The sequence below is a fragment of the Carboxylicivirga longa genome (assembly GCF_050589825.1).
Taxonomy (GTDB): Bacteria; Bacteroidota; Bacteroidia; order Bacteroidales; family Marinilabiliaceae; genus Carboxylicivirga; species Carboxylicivirga longa.
Genome location: NZ_JBNGOZ010000016.1, coordinates 96,216 through 111,444, shown reverse-complemented (window position 1 = coordinate 111,444; position 15,229 = coordinate 96,216). Strand labels below are relative to the sequence as shown.

The 15,229-nt window shown below is 38.9% G+C and carries 12 protein-coding genes; 6 read left to right on the top strand and 6 right to left on the bottom strand.

Features of this window, described 5'->3' with window-relative positions; translation table 11 throughout:
* The first annotated feature begins 378 nt into the window (after positions 1-378).
* The 4 genes from ACRD7A_RS14135 (at position 379) to ACRD7A_RS14120 (ending at position 7,223) form a co-directional block, all read left to right on the top strand.
* Entirely contained in the window at positions 379-621 is a 243-nt protein-coding gene (locus tag ACRD7A_RS14135; protein ID WP_430811748.1) for a type II toxin-antitoxin system ParD family antitoxin, read from the top strand.
* A complete protein-coding gene (locus ACRD7A_RS14130; protein WP_430811749.1) occupies positions 618-920 on the top strand; it encodes a type II toxin-antitoxin system RelE/ParE family toxin in 303 nt (100 codons plus the stop codon). Before ACRD7A_RS14135 ends, ACRD7A_RS14130 begins: the two co-directional genes overlap by 4 nt.
* Before the next feature lie 34 nt (positions 921-954).
* Complete coding sequence (locus ACRD7A_RS14125; RefSeq protein WP_430811750.1) at positions 955-1,863, top strand: hypothetical protein; 909 nt, start codon at positions 955-957, stop codon at positions 1,861-1,863.
* A 242-nt stretch (positions 1,864-2,105) separates the two neighbouring features.
* A complete protein-coding gene (locus ACRD7A_RS14120) occupies positions 2,106-7,223 on the top strand; it encodes a right-handed parallel beta-helix repeat-containing protein (protein WP_430811751.1) in 5,118 nt (1,705 codons plus the stop codon).
* 555 nt (positions 7,224-7,778) lie between these two features.
* Here the strand turns inward: ACRD7A_RS14120 and ACRD7A_RS14115 are convergent.
* The 5 genes from ACRD7A_RS14115 to ybaK all read right to left on the bottom strand — a co-directional run bounded on the left by ACRD7A_RS14115 (position 7,779) and on the right by ybaK (position 11,025).
* Positions 7,779-7,907, bottom strand: a complete 129-nt coding sequence (locus ACRD7A_RS14115; protein WP_430811752.1) for a hypothetical protein — start codon at positions 7,905-7,907, stop codon at positions 7,779-7,781.
* Positions 7,908-8,126: 219 nt separating this feature from the next.
* Positions 8,127-8,585 carry an aspartate carbamoyltransferase regulatory subunit gene (gene pyrI, locus ACRD7A_RS14110; RefSeq protein WP_430811753.1) on the bottom strand — a complete coding sequence of 153 codons (459 nt, stop codon included), beginning with the start codon at positions 8,583-8,585 and terminating at the stop codon, positions 8,127-8,129.
* Positions 8,586-8,602: 17 nt separating this feature from the next.
* Positions 8,603-9,511 (bottom strand): aspartate carbamoyltransferase, encoded by a 909-nt coding sequence (gene pyrB / locus ACRD7A_RS14105; protein WP_430811754.1) that lies wholly within the window; start codon positions 9,509-9,511, stop codon positions 8,603-8,605.
* Between the two features lie 386 nt (positions 9,512-9,897).
* Positions 9,898-10,443 carry a peptide-methionine (S)-S-oxide reductase MsrA gene (gene msrA / locus ACRD7A_RS14100; RefSeq protein WP_430811755.1) on the bottom strand — a complete coding sequence of 182 codons (546 nt, stop codon included), beginning with the start codon at positions 10,441-10,443 and terminating at the stop codon, positions 9,898-9,900.
* Positions 10,444-10,533: 90 nt separating this feature from the next.
* Positions 10,534-11,025, bottom strand: a complete 492-nt coding sequence (gene ybaK / locus ACRD7A_RS14095; protein ID WP_430811756.1) for a Cys-tRNA(Pro) deacylase — start codon at positions 11,023-11,025, stop codon at positions 10,534-10,536.
* Positions 11,026-11,095: 70 nt separating this feature from the next.
* Here ybaK and ACRD7A_RS14090 point away from each other — a divergent pair, with 70 nt between their 5' ends.
* Positions 11,096-12,376, top strand: a complete 1,281-nt coding sequence (locus ACRD7A_RS14090; protein WP_430811757.1) for a replication-associated recombination protein A — start codon at positions 11,096-11,098, stop codon at positions 12,374-12,376.
* A gap of 116 nt (positions 12,377-12,492) precedes the next feature.
* Entirely contained in the window at positions 12,493-13,314 is an 822-nt protein-coding gene (kdsA, locus tag ACRD7A_RS14085; protein ID WP_430811758.1) for a 3-deoxy-8-phosphooctulonate synthase, read from the top strand.
* 74 nt (positions 13,315-13,388) lie between these two features.
* On the opposite strand, the gene ACRD7A_RS14080 is transcribed toward kdsA, so the two are convergent.
* Complete coding sequence (locus ACRD7A_RS14080; protein ID WP_430811759.1) at positions 13,389-15,224, bottom strand: sensor histidine kinase; 1,836 nt, start codon at positions 15,222-15,224, stop codon at positions 13,389-13,391.
* Positions 15,225-15,229 lie beyond the last annotated feature (5 nt).

Genomic DNA, 15,229 nt, shown 5'->3' with positions numbered 1-15,229 from the left:
ATCTCTCAAAGATCGTGTTTCCTGATAATCAGGAATCTTTATTAAATTGTACCCTTGATGGACATTCAGGGCACACAGCAGCGCCCAACAAACCGCCATAGCGCATAAGGCGATTAGTGAGGTTTCGGAGGCTTGCCGCTTCGGTCAGCTCCGCCAAATCGTTGATTTGGCTCTCCAAAATGAAAAGTTAAACCCAAATACAACGCTTTGGCTTCCCTCCTTTGTGGAAGGTTGGTGAGGTCAACATTCGCATTACGTCGCCATGCGGCAGGCCGTTGGGCGTAAATTCATAAACCTAACAATGAACTTTGATTTTTACAGAGATAAACTTGACTAAATTACCAAGAATTGGTAACTTTGATGTAAAATTAATTTGAAATGGGAAAAAATACGTCAATATCATTAGGATCGCATTTCGAGGAGTTTATAAATTACTCAATTGCATCAGGAAAATATAGTTCTGCAAGTGAAGTTGTACGTTCAGCATTAAGATTATTGGAATCTGAGGAAAAAAGACTTAATGAATTAAGAAACGCATTAATTGAAGGAGAAAACAGTGGGATAGTTGAAAATTTTAATCCAGAAAAACACCTAGAAGAATTACATCGGAAATACCTATGAATAAAAGATATCGAATAAGTGAAAAAGCAATTTTGGATTTGGAGAAGATATGGTTTTACACTTTAAATAAATGGTCGAAAGAACAAGCCGATAGATATCATAAATTAATCATTGAAGAAATTGATTTTATTTCAACCCACTTCGATTTATGTAGAAGCATGGATCATGTTCGCACAGGATATCGAATGTCAAAGGTTAAATCTCACTTAATTTTTTGCAAAAAGATGAAAGATGATGTAATTGAAATTATTAGAATTTTACATCAAAGTATGGATATTGAAAATCGACTGAAAGATTAAAATCTACGCCCAACAAGCCATCATAAAGTAGCCCTTGCTTTGGCTGGATTTGGGAGTTTTGCTCCCGCGCGAGCTGGGGCTAAAACAAGAAAGCGAAATTACCACACGCACCAGTGCCACTTCATATGGCCGAACCGTTGGGTGTAAAAAAACAAACCCAATGATTCGAATATTAGGTCTACTCTTATTACTTTTTGTCCAAACAGGAATTTATGGACAAATGAAGCGTGGTGAATATCCTTTTCGTATTAATGAGAATTCTGTATTTAATGGAACTAAATTAATTGTTGATACTAGTTCTAAACCTCAGAATTTTAAATCAACAATGGAAAGCTGGTGCATGTCTCGCATTGGTATAGAAATCACTAAGTATGGGAAAAGGGCTATTCTTGAAGATTCCATGACTCTGAAAATTCATTTGCCATCTAATAATGAAGAAATTGTTTGGAATGTACAACGTATGAAAACTATTCATGAAGAAACTAATTCAAGAGCTTTTATTGCAGGGTTTTCCAATAATACTAAAGACACAATATCTTTTCCAATTCAAGATGAAAGTTTAATCGCAATTATAGAAGCAAAGGATAAAAATGGCAATTGGAGTCCAGTTCAATTCTGGCCCAAAAGTGGTTGTGGAAACAGTTATTATTCCAAATATCTTTTTCCAGATAACACATTGTTATTTACAGTTGATAATAATTTTGGAAATCAAAAAACAAATATGAGATTGCGGCTTCATGGTAATGACACAATATATGTTTCAAATGAATTTGAGGGCACAGTGGATGAATCCATTTTTGATAGATCTCAAATTAGTATTGAAGAATTCAATCATATACTTTGTGATTCTATACTTTATCTGGATAAACCACTATTCGGAGACCTCAATTGTGAATTAGAAGTTGAAATGGATATTGAATTTGAAGAGATTATTCAAAAATAAAACAATGCCTAACAAGCCATCATAAAGTAGCCCTTGCTTTGGCGGGATTTGGGAGTTCAGCTCCCGTGTGAACTACAGAATAAACAAGAAAGCGAATATACCATACGCAAACCAGGCCACTTCATATGACCGAACCGTTGCCAGTAATGCATAATTCAAAAGCTAGAACTTTGAGAAAAAGATTCCTATTAGTAAAATTCGATAATAATATCATCACACATAATTAATTATCAATTAAAAAAATGAAATACAGCGAATTTACCAAATCAATTATATTCAACACCTTATTAACAATTGCTTTGATGTTGAATACTCAAATTAATATTATAGCAGAGGAGCATTACGTTTGGGGTAAGGATATATTTCCAAATTTTAGTGATGGTGATATTACTGTTTCGGATAAAGCTTGGAAAGCTATATATAATACTGACCTTGCTTCCAACTTAAAAACAAAAACATTAAAAGGTAAGACATCAAATAAAATTCATTTTGGAGGAGATATAATTAAAAATACAAAATGGGATGCAGATACCATTTCTGTCACTTCAGCTATCAAAATCCATGATAATGTTTTACTCGAAATATCTCCTGGGACCGTTATTGAATTCCAAGGGAATTATACAATTTATGTTGAGGGAACAATATCTGCCATTGGAAATACGAAGGACTCGATTAAGTTTTGTGGCAACAGCGCAAATACAACATGGGCAGGTATTAAGTTTATCAACGATTGGTCTGGTGCGAATGGAGCAATGGACAATAATGATTCCACCAAATTTGTAAATTGCATCTTCACCGGAGTTAGAAATTTCAATGAAATTGGAGGAGCCATATATATGCGTTCTTACTCAAAAGTTCTCATTAAGGGTTGTAGAATTACAAATAATGTATCGGGGTATGGAGCAATTACCTGTCGTTTTAATGCAAACCCAGTAATCGACGGCAATTACATCGGTTATAACCAAGCAAATCAACATGGAGGAGGTATCTGGTGCGATGACTCCAGCCCTACCATTATAAATAATAAAATTATTAAGAATGGACATATCGACATTCCTCAATTAGGAGGAGGAATAGCTCTTGAAAATTCAAATGCTTATATCGCTAATAATATAATAGCCTATAACCTTGCCCACTCCACAGGAGGTGGTATTTCTTGTTATTATTCGTCTAATCCCAAAATTATTAACAACACCATATGTTATAACAGTGCTAAAGATAAATACAATAGTTGGTGGCCCGGATATGGTAGTGGAATAGCTTGCGATGAAAATTCAAAACCCGAAATTATAAATACAATATTGTGGGGTAATACTAATAGAGATGGAAATGAACAATTGAGGTTATCTTCATCCAACGGTTTTCCTTTAATCCAAAATTGTGTCATACAAGATGGCCTTGATAGTATTTTAGGGTTGAATTTTGCAGATCTTATCGAACTTAAGAAGGTTAGTAAGAATAATCTTAAACAAGCACCTGATTTTACAAATGGCCCTTTACTCGATTTTACTCTAAGAGCTCACTCTCCGTGCATTGATCAAGGTATTGAAGATACTTCAGGATTGAATTTACCTCGATTGGATTACTTAAATAACCCCCGAATTGCAAATGAAGCGATCGACATAGGTGCAATAGAATACCAGGGGATACCGGCAAATAAACAGCCGGTAATAGAAAGGCATGATGCTGTTAGTGGTTTAATGAATGCTTCAATACAAATGAATGTGATCTTTAATGACCTGGATATTGATGATACACATACTATTGATGTTGTTTCAGACAACTCCAATTTGCAAATTCAAAGTATAAGTGGGCATACTTCATTTTCAACCTATGATATTGTTCCTGCAGATAATTGGCTTGGAACTGCCAATATAACTGTTACAGTAACTGATAATAGTGGCGAAAGCAATGCTACTGATTCATATGTCTATCCATTAACAATAATGGAAACAGCATGTGGAGATATTTTTGGCAATACGGTTTGGAATAACGATACGGTGAAAGTTACATGCGATATAACAGTTAAAGAAAATGCAACTCTTAGCATAAAACCCGGGACCGTAATCCAATTTCAGGATTACTATAAATTGAATGTGTTTGGTAAGCTTTTAGCCAAAGGCGAAATAAATGATACCATTCAATTTACGGTTAAAGACACGACTAACTTTTCACAGTATCACAGGCATACAGGATGGCATGGAATTCGATTTTACAATAATATAAAAGATACATCCATAGTTCAATATGCCAGGTTTGAATATGGAAAAGCATTAGATGATGAAAACAATCAAGCTGATAACAAGAATGGAGGGGCTATTTTCATAAGTGATTATACCAGTGTTAATATCTCTAATTGTATGTTTTATAGAAATTATGCAGCTCAGGATGGTTCTGTAATATATTCCCACAATAGTTCTCCTATAATTTCCAACTGTATATTTAATCAAAATCATGGACGAACATCAACGATTGTAGCGGATAGAAAAGCAAAGATTCTTGATAACTTAATTTCATATAACTCTAACAATGAGGGTTATGGTATTATTTGCTCCGATTCAACACTAATAATTGGTAATCGAATTCTAAATAATAAAAGTGGAGGAGTAAGGTGCTTTGACAGCCCTGCCATTTTAAACACCATCATTTGTAATAATTCGAGTGTTGGTTTATCCTTTTATGATTGTCACACTAAAAGAATCAGCAACATTATTGTTTATAATAATGGTTCGTACCAGGGTGGCAGTGCACTTAGCATGTGGACTTCCTACATAGATGTATATAATTCGATTATTAATGGATATATTGATACCGGATGGGGATATCCTACCTTTTATAATTGTTTTTTAGATGTTACCGGTGATTTTAGGAAGGGGAATAATGATGCAGGTTGCATATATGCCTTGCCAGGTTTTGTTGCACCAAGCGAAGGTATGGGTGTTGAATTTGATGCTGTAGGAGCAGATTGGTCTTTACTCCTTACGTCCTATGGGATTAACACTGGTATAGAGGCAGGTATTCAAGACTTTGATAAGGATATTGCTGGAAATCCAAGAGTTTATGGAGATTACATTGACATTGGCCCGTATGAATATCAAGCAAGTCCTCAAAACCGTCAGCCTTTGATAGAGGGAATTGATGATAAAGAAATAGTTAACTTTTCTTCAATGGAACTGGCTGTTCATTATTGGGATCCGGATAAGACTGATAATCACTCCATCACTGTAACTTCCAGTAGTCCTCATGTTGAAATTTCGGAATTAAGCGGAGACACCATTGGTTCTACCGTTAATGTAGTTTCAATAGATGATTGGGAGGGTACAGCTCAAATTACCATAAAGGTAAATGATAATTCCGGAAGTGAAAACTCAATAGCCAGCGAAACAGTCAACATTATAGTTTCTAAAGATATTTGTGGTCATATATCCAATAATTCAATATGGAAAGGAGATATTGTAAAAATATCATGTCCAGTTATAATTGATGATGAAGTATGTCTTAAAATAATGCCAGGGACACACATAGAGTTTAGCAACGATGCATATATTGAAGTTATTGGTACCCTTTTAGCCGAAGGGACTAAAAGTGATAGTATTGTCTTTTCTACAATAAATAACGATTCAGGTTGGAAAGGAATTAATTTTAAGAATGGTTTTCATGCATATAGTCATCCATCAGGTATAATGAATGATAATGATACCAGCAAGTTTATCTATTGCAAATTTGAATATTGCAATACCAGAACATTTTTTATTGATGAATACGATAAATTAGTGATTTCGAATTCACGATTTGCTAACAACCAGGGACAATGTATCCAGACATATGAGGCAAGCCCTATGATAAAAAATAATGTATTTGAATATAATACATGCAGCAATTACGAGTCCGGAACCATTTGGTGTGAACGTTACTCCAACCCAATAATTATTGGAAATATTATTCGAAATAATACCGGAATATTAGGTGGTGGTATTAATTGCGACTATTATTCAAACCCATTAATTACTAACAATTTAATATATAACAACAACGCTACATCAGGAGGAGGTATATATTGTACACAATCATCACCGAAAATAATTAACAATACAATAGTAAATAATAAGGCAACAAACGGAGCAGGTATATATTGCAGGTACTCATCTCCATATTTGTACAATTCAATTTTATGGGGCAATGAAGCCACAAACGATACTTATCAGGTTTATAATCATAGAGATGCCCGCAATATTTCAAATTGCATTATACCTGAGAGCGGACTTCATTTTACGGATGATAATTATGAGACAGGCCTGATTATTTCCAGCTCGCCAAATTTTATGAATGAGACTGAAGATGATTATAATCTGGCAGCCAACTCTGTTTGTATAAATACAGGTTCAAATGAATATGTTGAAATGAATTCTATTAGCCTGGATATATTTGGCAATAACAGAATCAATGATAACATAGTAGATGTGGGAGCATTTGAATTCCAGGGAGAACCAGAAGAGATGGCTCCGGTTTACTTAGATTTATCTAATAATTATGTCAACGAGAACAGGCCAATTAGAACCATGGTTGGAATATTGACAACACTGGACCCTAATTATAGCGACATTCATAGTTATTCATTTGCAAACGGTGACGGGACAAACGATGAGGGCAACTATGGTTTCGAGATAGTTGGAGACACTCTGTTTACAAAACAGGAATTTGATTATGAAAGTAAAGCAAGCTATCCTGTATTAATTTCATCTATAGATAATACCGGGAAAAGTATTACAGAGTGTTTTATTGTATTAATACGCGACACAAGCGAACCTCCTGTGCTTATGAATCCTATACCCGATGTTACTAGTAATGCAGAGGAGGAGTTTTATTTTCAAATTCCCGATAGTACTTTCTATCAGGATGACAAGAGCTACTATAGATATACAGCCAAACTAACTGAATCAAATTCGTTACCGTCATGGATAAACTTTGATCAATACAGTGGCGTTTTTGCAAGCAGTAATCCGGTTGTTGGAACATATAACATTGAAGTTATTATTAGCGATTGGTACTATACAAGTGTTCCTGATACATTCAAAATTACAACTATCAATAGTGATGTCTCAATAAACGAAAGCTCAGATTCAAAACCAATCAGCATATATCCCAATCCATCTAGCAATTATTTTAATGTAATTAATATTCCGAATGAGGTAACAAAATATCAAATCACTGATATTTACGGGAGCGTTATATTGGTGCAAAAAACAATTAACAACAATGGGGCTTTACAAATTGATTTGTCACAATATCCTGATGGATTGTATCTACTCAGATTAATTGGAAATTCTGCAGATGAAACTTATAAACTGATAAAGAGGTGAAAGCACATACTGGCAACACTGTATATACAAAATAGGCGTGATAGTATTAAATTTCGGGATTGTAGTCCGCCTCAAAATCGTAGCCGTTTGACAGGTTCGAAGTCCGCTATCGCCTACTTTGCATATACTAATCGTTGGCAGTAATAGTAACTATCTGCCTTAACGAACACGAACTCGAACGGAGCGCTTCGATTATGAAAAACAAAAACGGGACGCAAAACCGTAAAATCGGGAAAAGTGGTTTAAGGTAAAGGCATTTTAAAACCAAGGCGCGCATTTTCGGACTCGCAAATAAAACGTAGCAGGACTTGCAAACCAAACGGACACGGCGGACTTATCCCGGCCGGCACATTTTCAGCCAGGCAGCCGGACTTCCGATTTGTAGCGGGACTTTCAAGCAACTGTTTACGGACTCACGTTTTTTTTTGTTTAGGTGTAGCCAGACTTCAAAATAACACATACGGACTAGAGCGCGCCAAAACCTAGAATACAAAGCTGTTTAGACGGAAAAAGCTGAATAACACAAAGATTTTCAGCCCGTTTTTGAAGTGAATCTTAGAAGAAATTATAAACCGCAGCGCCCAACAAACCGCCATAGCGCATAAGGCGATTAGTGAGGTTTCGGAGGCTTGTCGCTTCGCCCGGCAGCGCCAAATCGTTGATTTGGCTTCCCTCCTTTTTCAAGGTTTGTGAGGTCAATGCCCGTTACGCACCATGTGGCCGACCGTGATATCCACAATATCCACTCTACTATATTGCTAATAACAATATGGATATATCCTAATCACCTGTCTTTCTATAATCTATGGACATACAATCCAACAGTAACTGTCTCCACAATAGTGTATAATTTATTGTGGAGACGGTTACCAAGTATATAGATAGGCATGCTACTTAAATTATCTAAAGCACCTCCAAATGCTCTTCATTGGTTATCTTTTCGCAATACTGACACTTCAAAGCTAAAGGAGATTTTTCTACCAACGAGAATTTGGTAAGCATGGTCTCGTTATTCGTTATGCACTTGGGATTGAAACACTTGACAATACCCACAATCTGTTCAGGCAAGGTAACCACCTTCTTATCCACCACCTGATAATCCTCAATAATATTTAGCTTGGCCGATGGTGCCACCAAGGCAATTTTATTAATATCTTCATCGGCAAAATATTTTTTAGCCACTTTTATAATGGCCTTATGCCCTTGCTGCTTACTTTTCAGGTTAGTACCAAAGGTAATCTGATCTGTTATTTTATCGAGTCCTAAAATAGAAATCACCTTGAATAAGTGCGTGGCGGGTATATGATCAATAACAGTACCATTCTTAATGGCTCTTACGCTTAATTCTTTCTTTGTCATCATTCAATCTTTTAAGGGTATTACTTCAATCCTAAAATTGCAGCCATAATGGCCATACGGGCATAAACACCATTCTCTGCCTGCTCAAAATAATAAGCTTTGGGGTTGGCATCCACATCAGTATGTATCTCATTAACACGGGGTAACGGGTGTAAGATACGCAGACTATCCTTAGTGTTATCCAACATTGAATTACGCAGCACATACACATTTTTAACCTTTTCATATTCGATAGGATCAGAGAAACGCTCGCGCTGAACGCGCGTCATATACAAAATATCAGCTGCCTCAATAATATCTGTAAACTGATAATGTTCGTAATATTTTATTCCCTTCGACTCGAGAAAAAGCTTATATTCATCCGGCATTTTTAATGCATCGGGCGAAATAAAGTTAAAGGTTGGGTTAAATTGCGACATGGCCATTAAAAGTGAATGCACGGTACGTCCATACTTAAGATCACCCACAAGGAAGATATTCAGGTTTTCCAGCGTCCCCTGTGTCTTATATATTGAGTACAAATCCAAAAGAGTTTGTGTGGGATGCTGATTAGCACCATCGCCTGCATTAATCACCGGCACATCAGACACCTCAGAAGCATAACGGGCTGACCCTTCCAAGGGATGACGCATCACAATCAAATCGCTGTAGTTACTCACCATCTTAATGGTATCATTTAGGGACTCTCCTTTAGTGGTCGATGATGATGACGAGTCGCTAAACCCAATAATGCTACCTCCTAGACGTTGTATCGCAGTTTCAAAGCTCAAACGCGTGCGTGTTGAGGGCTCAAAAAACAAGCTCGATACTACTTTACCGTCCAACAGCTTCTGATTGGGATTGGCTTCAAAATCGGCTGCTAAGGATACTATTCGCAGAATTTCCTCCTTGGTGAAATCCGTGATAGAAACTAAACTTTTATTCTTCATGTGCTTAACATTTTACAGCGGGATGATCCCCACATTATTTGGTTCGGACAATAATTCTCAATAGCAGACATGCGAGTGCATGCCTTAAGAAAAAACATAAAAAAAAGACCTGAAATAGAAATCAGGTCTTTTTGAAAATATCGTAAATTAAATAATAGCGCTACATTGAAAAAAGGCGATGAAAATAAAAAGAAAGAAGGTGTCCAATCACCCCTATCCGGATGATTGTATGACTTTCGTCGCCTTAGATATGGCCCATTCAATAGTCTCATTCCGGAGTTCAAAGATAAGTATTTTAGTCAGAATCATACAAGCTTATGCTGTTAATTATTTTAACCCACCTCTCCCATTATATGCCTAAATCAACTGTTAAATAGCGGCTTAATCTACTTCTTCAATTTATCTTTAAAGCGCTTTTTAAACTTATCCATCTTAGGATTAATCACGACCCGGCAATAAGGCTGCTGTGGATTATTGGCAAAATAATCATGGTGATAGTCCTCGGCAGGATAAAAAGTAACTGCCTCACTCACTTCCGTAACAATGGGATCCTTAAAAATGTGCTGTCGGCTTAATTCATCAATAATCTTATGGGTTTTGTCCCGTTGCGACTCATTATGATAAAATACCACTGAGCGATACTGTGTTCCCACATCGGCACCCTGCCGGTTTAGGGTGGTGGGGTCATGCGTGGCGAAAAAGATGTATAGCAGATCTTCAAAGGTAATCTCATCGGGCCGAAAAGTAATCTGTATCACTTCAGCATGCCCGGTTAACCCCGTACATACTTCCTTATAAGTGGGGTTCTCCACCTGTCCTCCACTATAACCGGGTTCCACCTTTTCTACCCCTCTCAGGGCATCAAAAAAGGCCTCAGTACACCAAAAACAGCCTCCTCCAAAAGTGGCTTTGGCTTTCTCTTGTCCTGTCATACTAGAACTAATTATTAAAATTAAAAAGGTATAAGCAATTATCCTCATTATCCAATTTTTTCAAGAATAACAGGAGCTAAAGGGTATTGTTTATTCGCTTTTGTGTTTAATCAGGTCAGCCAGTCGAGCGTCTAACACCTGCATTAACTGATCAACACCAAGCTCAACAATATGACCTTTTTTACCTCCACTCACAATAACCTTCCCTAGCCGCGATGCACTTGCGTCCAAAAAGGTAGGATACTGCTTTTTCATACCCACAGGCGAACAGCCGCCTTTCACATAACCTGTATATTTCAGTAAATCCTTATGGGGCAACATGTCCATCTTTTTTTCGCCAGCTACCAGTGCCGCTTTTTTTAAATCTAATTCTTTTCTAATCGGAATAATAAACACATAGAGCTCATTATTAGCACTTTTTGCAACCAGCGTTTTGTGCACAAGATCCACATTTCGCTCATTCATTCGTGCCACCAAGGTACCATCCGTATTTTCATCGTCGGTAAAATAGTGAAAGGAAGCATATTCAACCTTATTTCGGTCGAGAATACGCATCGCATTGGTCTTTGATTGTTTTGCCATAATGTTAGTTCTTCGAAAACACAAATGTAAATTTCATTTTGTAGTTTTGCTTACTCAAAAGAAAAAAGGCATGAGCGGATACCCTCCATTGGCCGAACGCATGCGGCCAACAAACCTGGAACAGTACATTGGACAGCAGCACCTGGTGGGCAAGGGTGCAGTGCTTCGTAAAATGATTGACCGCAAGGTAATCTCATCTATCATATTATGGGGCCCACCGGGCGTTGGCAAAACAACACTGGCAAAAATCATTGCCAAACAACTTGAGCGTCCGTTCTTTGTGCTATCAGCCATTAACTCGGGTGTTAAAGATGTGCGCGAAGCCATTGAGAAAGCCCGTAAAGCCCGTTTCTTCAGCTCCCCCTCTCCCATCCTTTTTATAGATGAGATACACCGCTTTAGCAAATCGCAACAGGACAGCCTACTGGGTGCCGTTGAAGAAGGTGTGGTGACACTCATTGGAGCCACCACCGAAAACCCTTCGTTTGAAGTAATATCTCCTTTACTGTCGCGTTGTCAGGTATATGTACTAAAGGCCCTGGAGAAGGAAGACCTGCTTGGTCTGGTGAGCAAAGTACTGACGGAAGATATTCTCCTTAAGAAAAAAAACATTACTATCGAAGAAGATACCGCTCTTCTTCGTTATTCGGGAGGCGATGCCCGCAAACTGCTTAACATACTGGAGCTGGTAACCAATGCCGAAAACAACCAGGATAACCTCATCATCAATGATGAGCTGGTAACTACCCACCTGCAACAGAACCCGGCACAATACGATAAAAATGGAGAGATGCACTACGATATCATCTCTGCCTTTATCAAATCCATTCGGGGTAGCGACCCCGATGCGGCTGTTTATTGGCTGGCACGAATGGTGGAAGGCGGTGAAGATCCTAAATTCATTGCCCGACGGCTTATCATATCTGCCTCTGAAGATGTTGGTCTGGCCAACCCCAATGCACTACTCCTGGCCACTAACTGTTTCGAGGCCATTAAGATGGTGGGCTGGCCCGAAGCGCGTATCATTCTGTCACAGGTAACCATTTATCTGGCCACAAGCCCTAAAAGTAATTCGGCCTATCAGGCCATAAACAAGGCACAAGCGGTAGTGAAACAGAGTGGTAACCTACCTGTACCACTTCATCTGCGCAATGCCCCCACCAAACTGATGAAAGAACTTAACTACGGCAAAAAATATTTATATGCGCATGATTATCCCAACAACTTTGTACAACAAGATTATCTTCCAGACGACTTGAAGGGCACCCAATTATACTGCGCTCAGAAAAATCCGCAAGAGGCAAAAACGGAAGAGCGCATGAAGTTTTTGTGGAAAGAACGATTTAAGTGAGAAAAGCGATGGAAGATTCAAGACTTAAGAAGTAAGTGTCGATATTGATTACTATTTTTGTGGCATTAATATAACTGCGGACTTCGGATCACCGGATTTCGGATTAAACGACAAACATGGATTTAAATAAGATACCTAAGATTAAACATACCAACAGTGGTAATTTCTTTCTACTGGCCGGCCCCTGCGCCATAGAAGGCGAGGAAATGGCCCTTCGTATTGCCGAACGTGTGGTGGAAATAACGGATAAACTAAGAATCCCGTATATCTTCAAAGGATCGTACCGCAAGGCCAATCGTTCGCGCATCGACTCTTTTAGTGGCATTGGCGACGAAAAAGCCCTGAAAATACTACGCAAAGTAAGCGATACCTTTGACATACCCACGGTAACCGATATACACGCCGCCCACGAAGCAGCCATGGCAGCCGAGTATGTTGATGTATTACAAATACCTGCTTTTCTGTGCCGTCAGACTGATCTGTTGGTGGCGGCAGCGCAAACGGGTAAAGTGGTAAACATTAAAAAAGGACAGTTCCTCAGTCCTGAAGCCATGCAGTTTGCCGTTAAAAAAGTGCAGGATATGCAAAATAATCAGGTGATTTTAACCGACCGCGGCACCATGTTTGGCTATCAGGATATGATTGTTGACTACCGTGGAATACCGGCTATGCAGGAGTTTAATGTGCCTGTAGTGCTGGATATTACACACTCCCTGCAACAGCCTAATCAATCGAGTGGCGTAACCGGTGGCAAACCCCAACTCATTGAGACAGTGGCGCGTGCAGGAATTGCCACAGGCGTAGATGGCTTGTTTATCGAAACACACTTTGATCCAACCAATGCTAAATCGGATGGCGCCAATATGTTGCATCTCGATTTGTTAGAAGGATTAATGACCCGCCTTGTAGAAATTAGAAAGGTAATTAACAACTTCTAGCACTTTAACCAATAAGACAAAAAGAATTAAGACTGCCTCAAAAATGGATGAGCCCTTCATCTTTTGAGGCAGTTTCATTTTAACAGCGGCAAGGTAACCAAGAATTCAGCGCCCTGCTCATGTTCGCTGCGTACCTCAATGCGTCCTCCATTTTTTTCAACCATATCGCTTGACAGGTGCAAGCCCAGGCCCGTTCCTGTTTCAGACGATGTACCTTCGCTGCTGACATAACTGTGCAGGTCAAAGAGCATCTTGGCCTTCTCAGGGCGTATACCTATGCCAGTGTCTTTAACCGATAGCACTACTGCATCATCAAGTAACCGCACTGAGCATCTCACCTCGCCTCTAGGCCCGGTAAACTTAATGGCATTGTGTATTAAATTGCGAATCACAAATTTAATCATGTCAATATCGGCATAAGCCACCACATTACCATCAACTTCATTAATCAAACTTATGTGCTTATTACGAGCATGTATGCTGTAACTCTCATAAGCATCATCAATCAGCTTCTTTAAGCGAAAATAATGCGGTGTTACAGTCATCTGTCCCAGTTGATTCATAGCCCACACAAGCAGGTCGTCGAGCAATTTATAAACACGCTCGCTACTAACAGAAATTTGTTCAATAAACTGCTTAATCTCAACACGACTGTAGCTCTCCAGATTATCCCTTAGCAAGCTTGAAAAGCCTAAAATACTATTAAATGGATTTTTTATATCGTGGGCAATAATAGAAAAGAGCTTATCCTTAGTGGTGTTCAATTCCTTTAGCTTGGCCTCACGTGCTTTGAGTTGCAGTTCACTCTGCTTTAAAGGAGTGAGGTCCATGCCCACCGATTGATACTCGAAGATATTACCTTTTGAATCAAGCAATGCACGGTCGAGCCAACGCATCCATTTCGTTTTTCCATTCTTCAATATTAGCTGCTGCTCCATTACACTAATAGGCTGCTCGGCCGTTAACGAACGAATGGTGTTAATGGCACGGTCACGCTCCCCCTCGGGAAACCACTCAAAAATACAGGTACCAATCAGCTCCTCGCGCGATACTTCAAAGGTTTGACAATAGGCTTCATTGGCATAAATAAGGATGCCTTTTTTATCAAAGCGGCTGATCAGTGCCGGGGCATCCTCAAGCAAGGAGAAATACCGCTGCTCGCTGGTTGCCAGCGATTTTATCATCTGACGGTAAGGCGTTACATCATAAAAAAACAGGCATATATTATTCTGACCAAAAGGGAAAGTTCGAAACTTAATATGCTTACCAATATCCTTAATCTGTGTTTCAAACGAAGAGGGATGCTTTAACACACGAAGAATGCGCTTCTCATGAAACTCAAACTCTGGAAACATATCGAGTACAGTAACCCCCACAAGGCCAAGGCGCCCCACCACACGACCAGCCGATGGATTAGCGCGCACCACACGGAAGTCGTGCACCTCTCCTCCATCCTGATAAATGGGTTGCACAATGGCAATGCCTATGGGAGAGTTATCAAACAACTCATCCAAAAAGGCAATATCGCTTTCGTGCTGCTGCTCTAACTGACGCTGCAAGGTAATATCTTCTTTCACGGCGATGTAGCCTTCTACACCTTGCTGAGCATTTAGCACAGGACTGATCACGGCCTTTTCCCATATATAATTACCCTGCTTGCTAAGATTTTTAAACACACCGTGCCAGGTCTCCCCATTCTGTATGGTATTCCACAAATCCGTATAAAACTGGGCTGTATGGTATCCACTCTTTAAAAGATCAGGCTTTTTACCAAGCACCTCTCCACGTGTGTATCCATATTTCTTCTCGAAGCTCTTGTTGACATAACGGATAACACCCCGTTCATCGGTTAGTATCACAATACTTTCAGTGTAGTCCAATGCCTGAATTAGTTCATCCTGTATTTCCATATCCC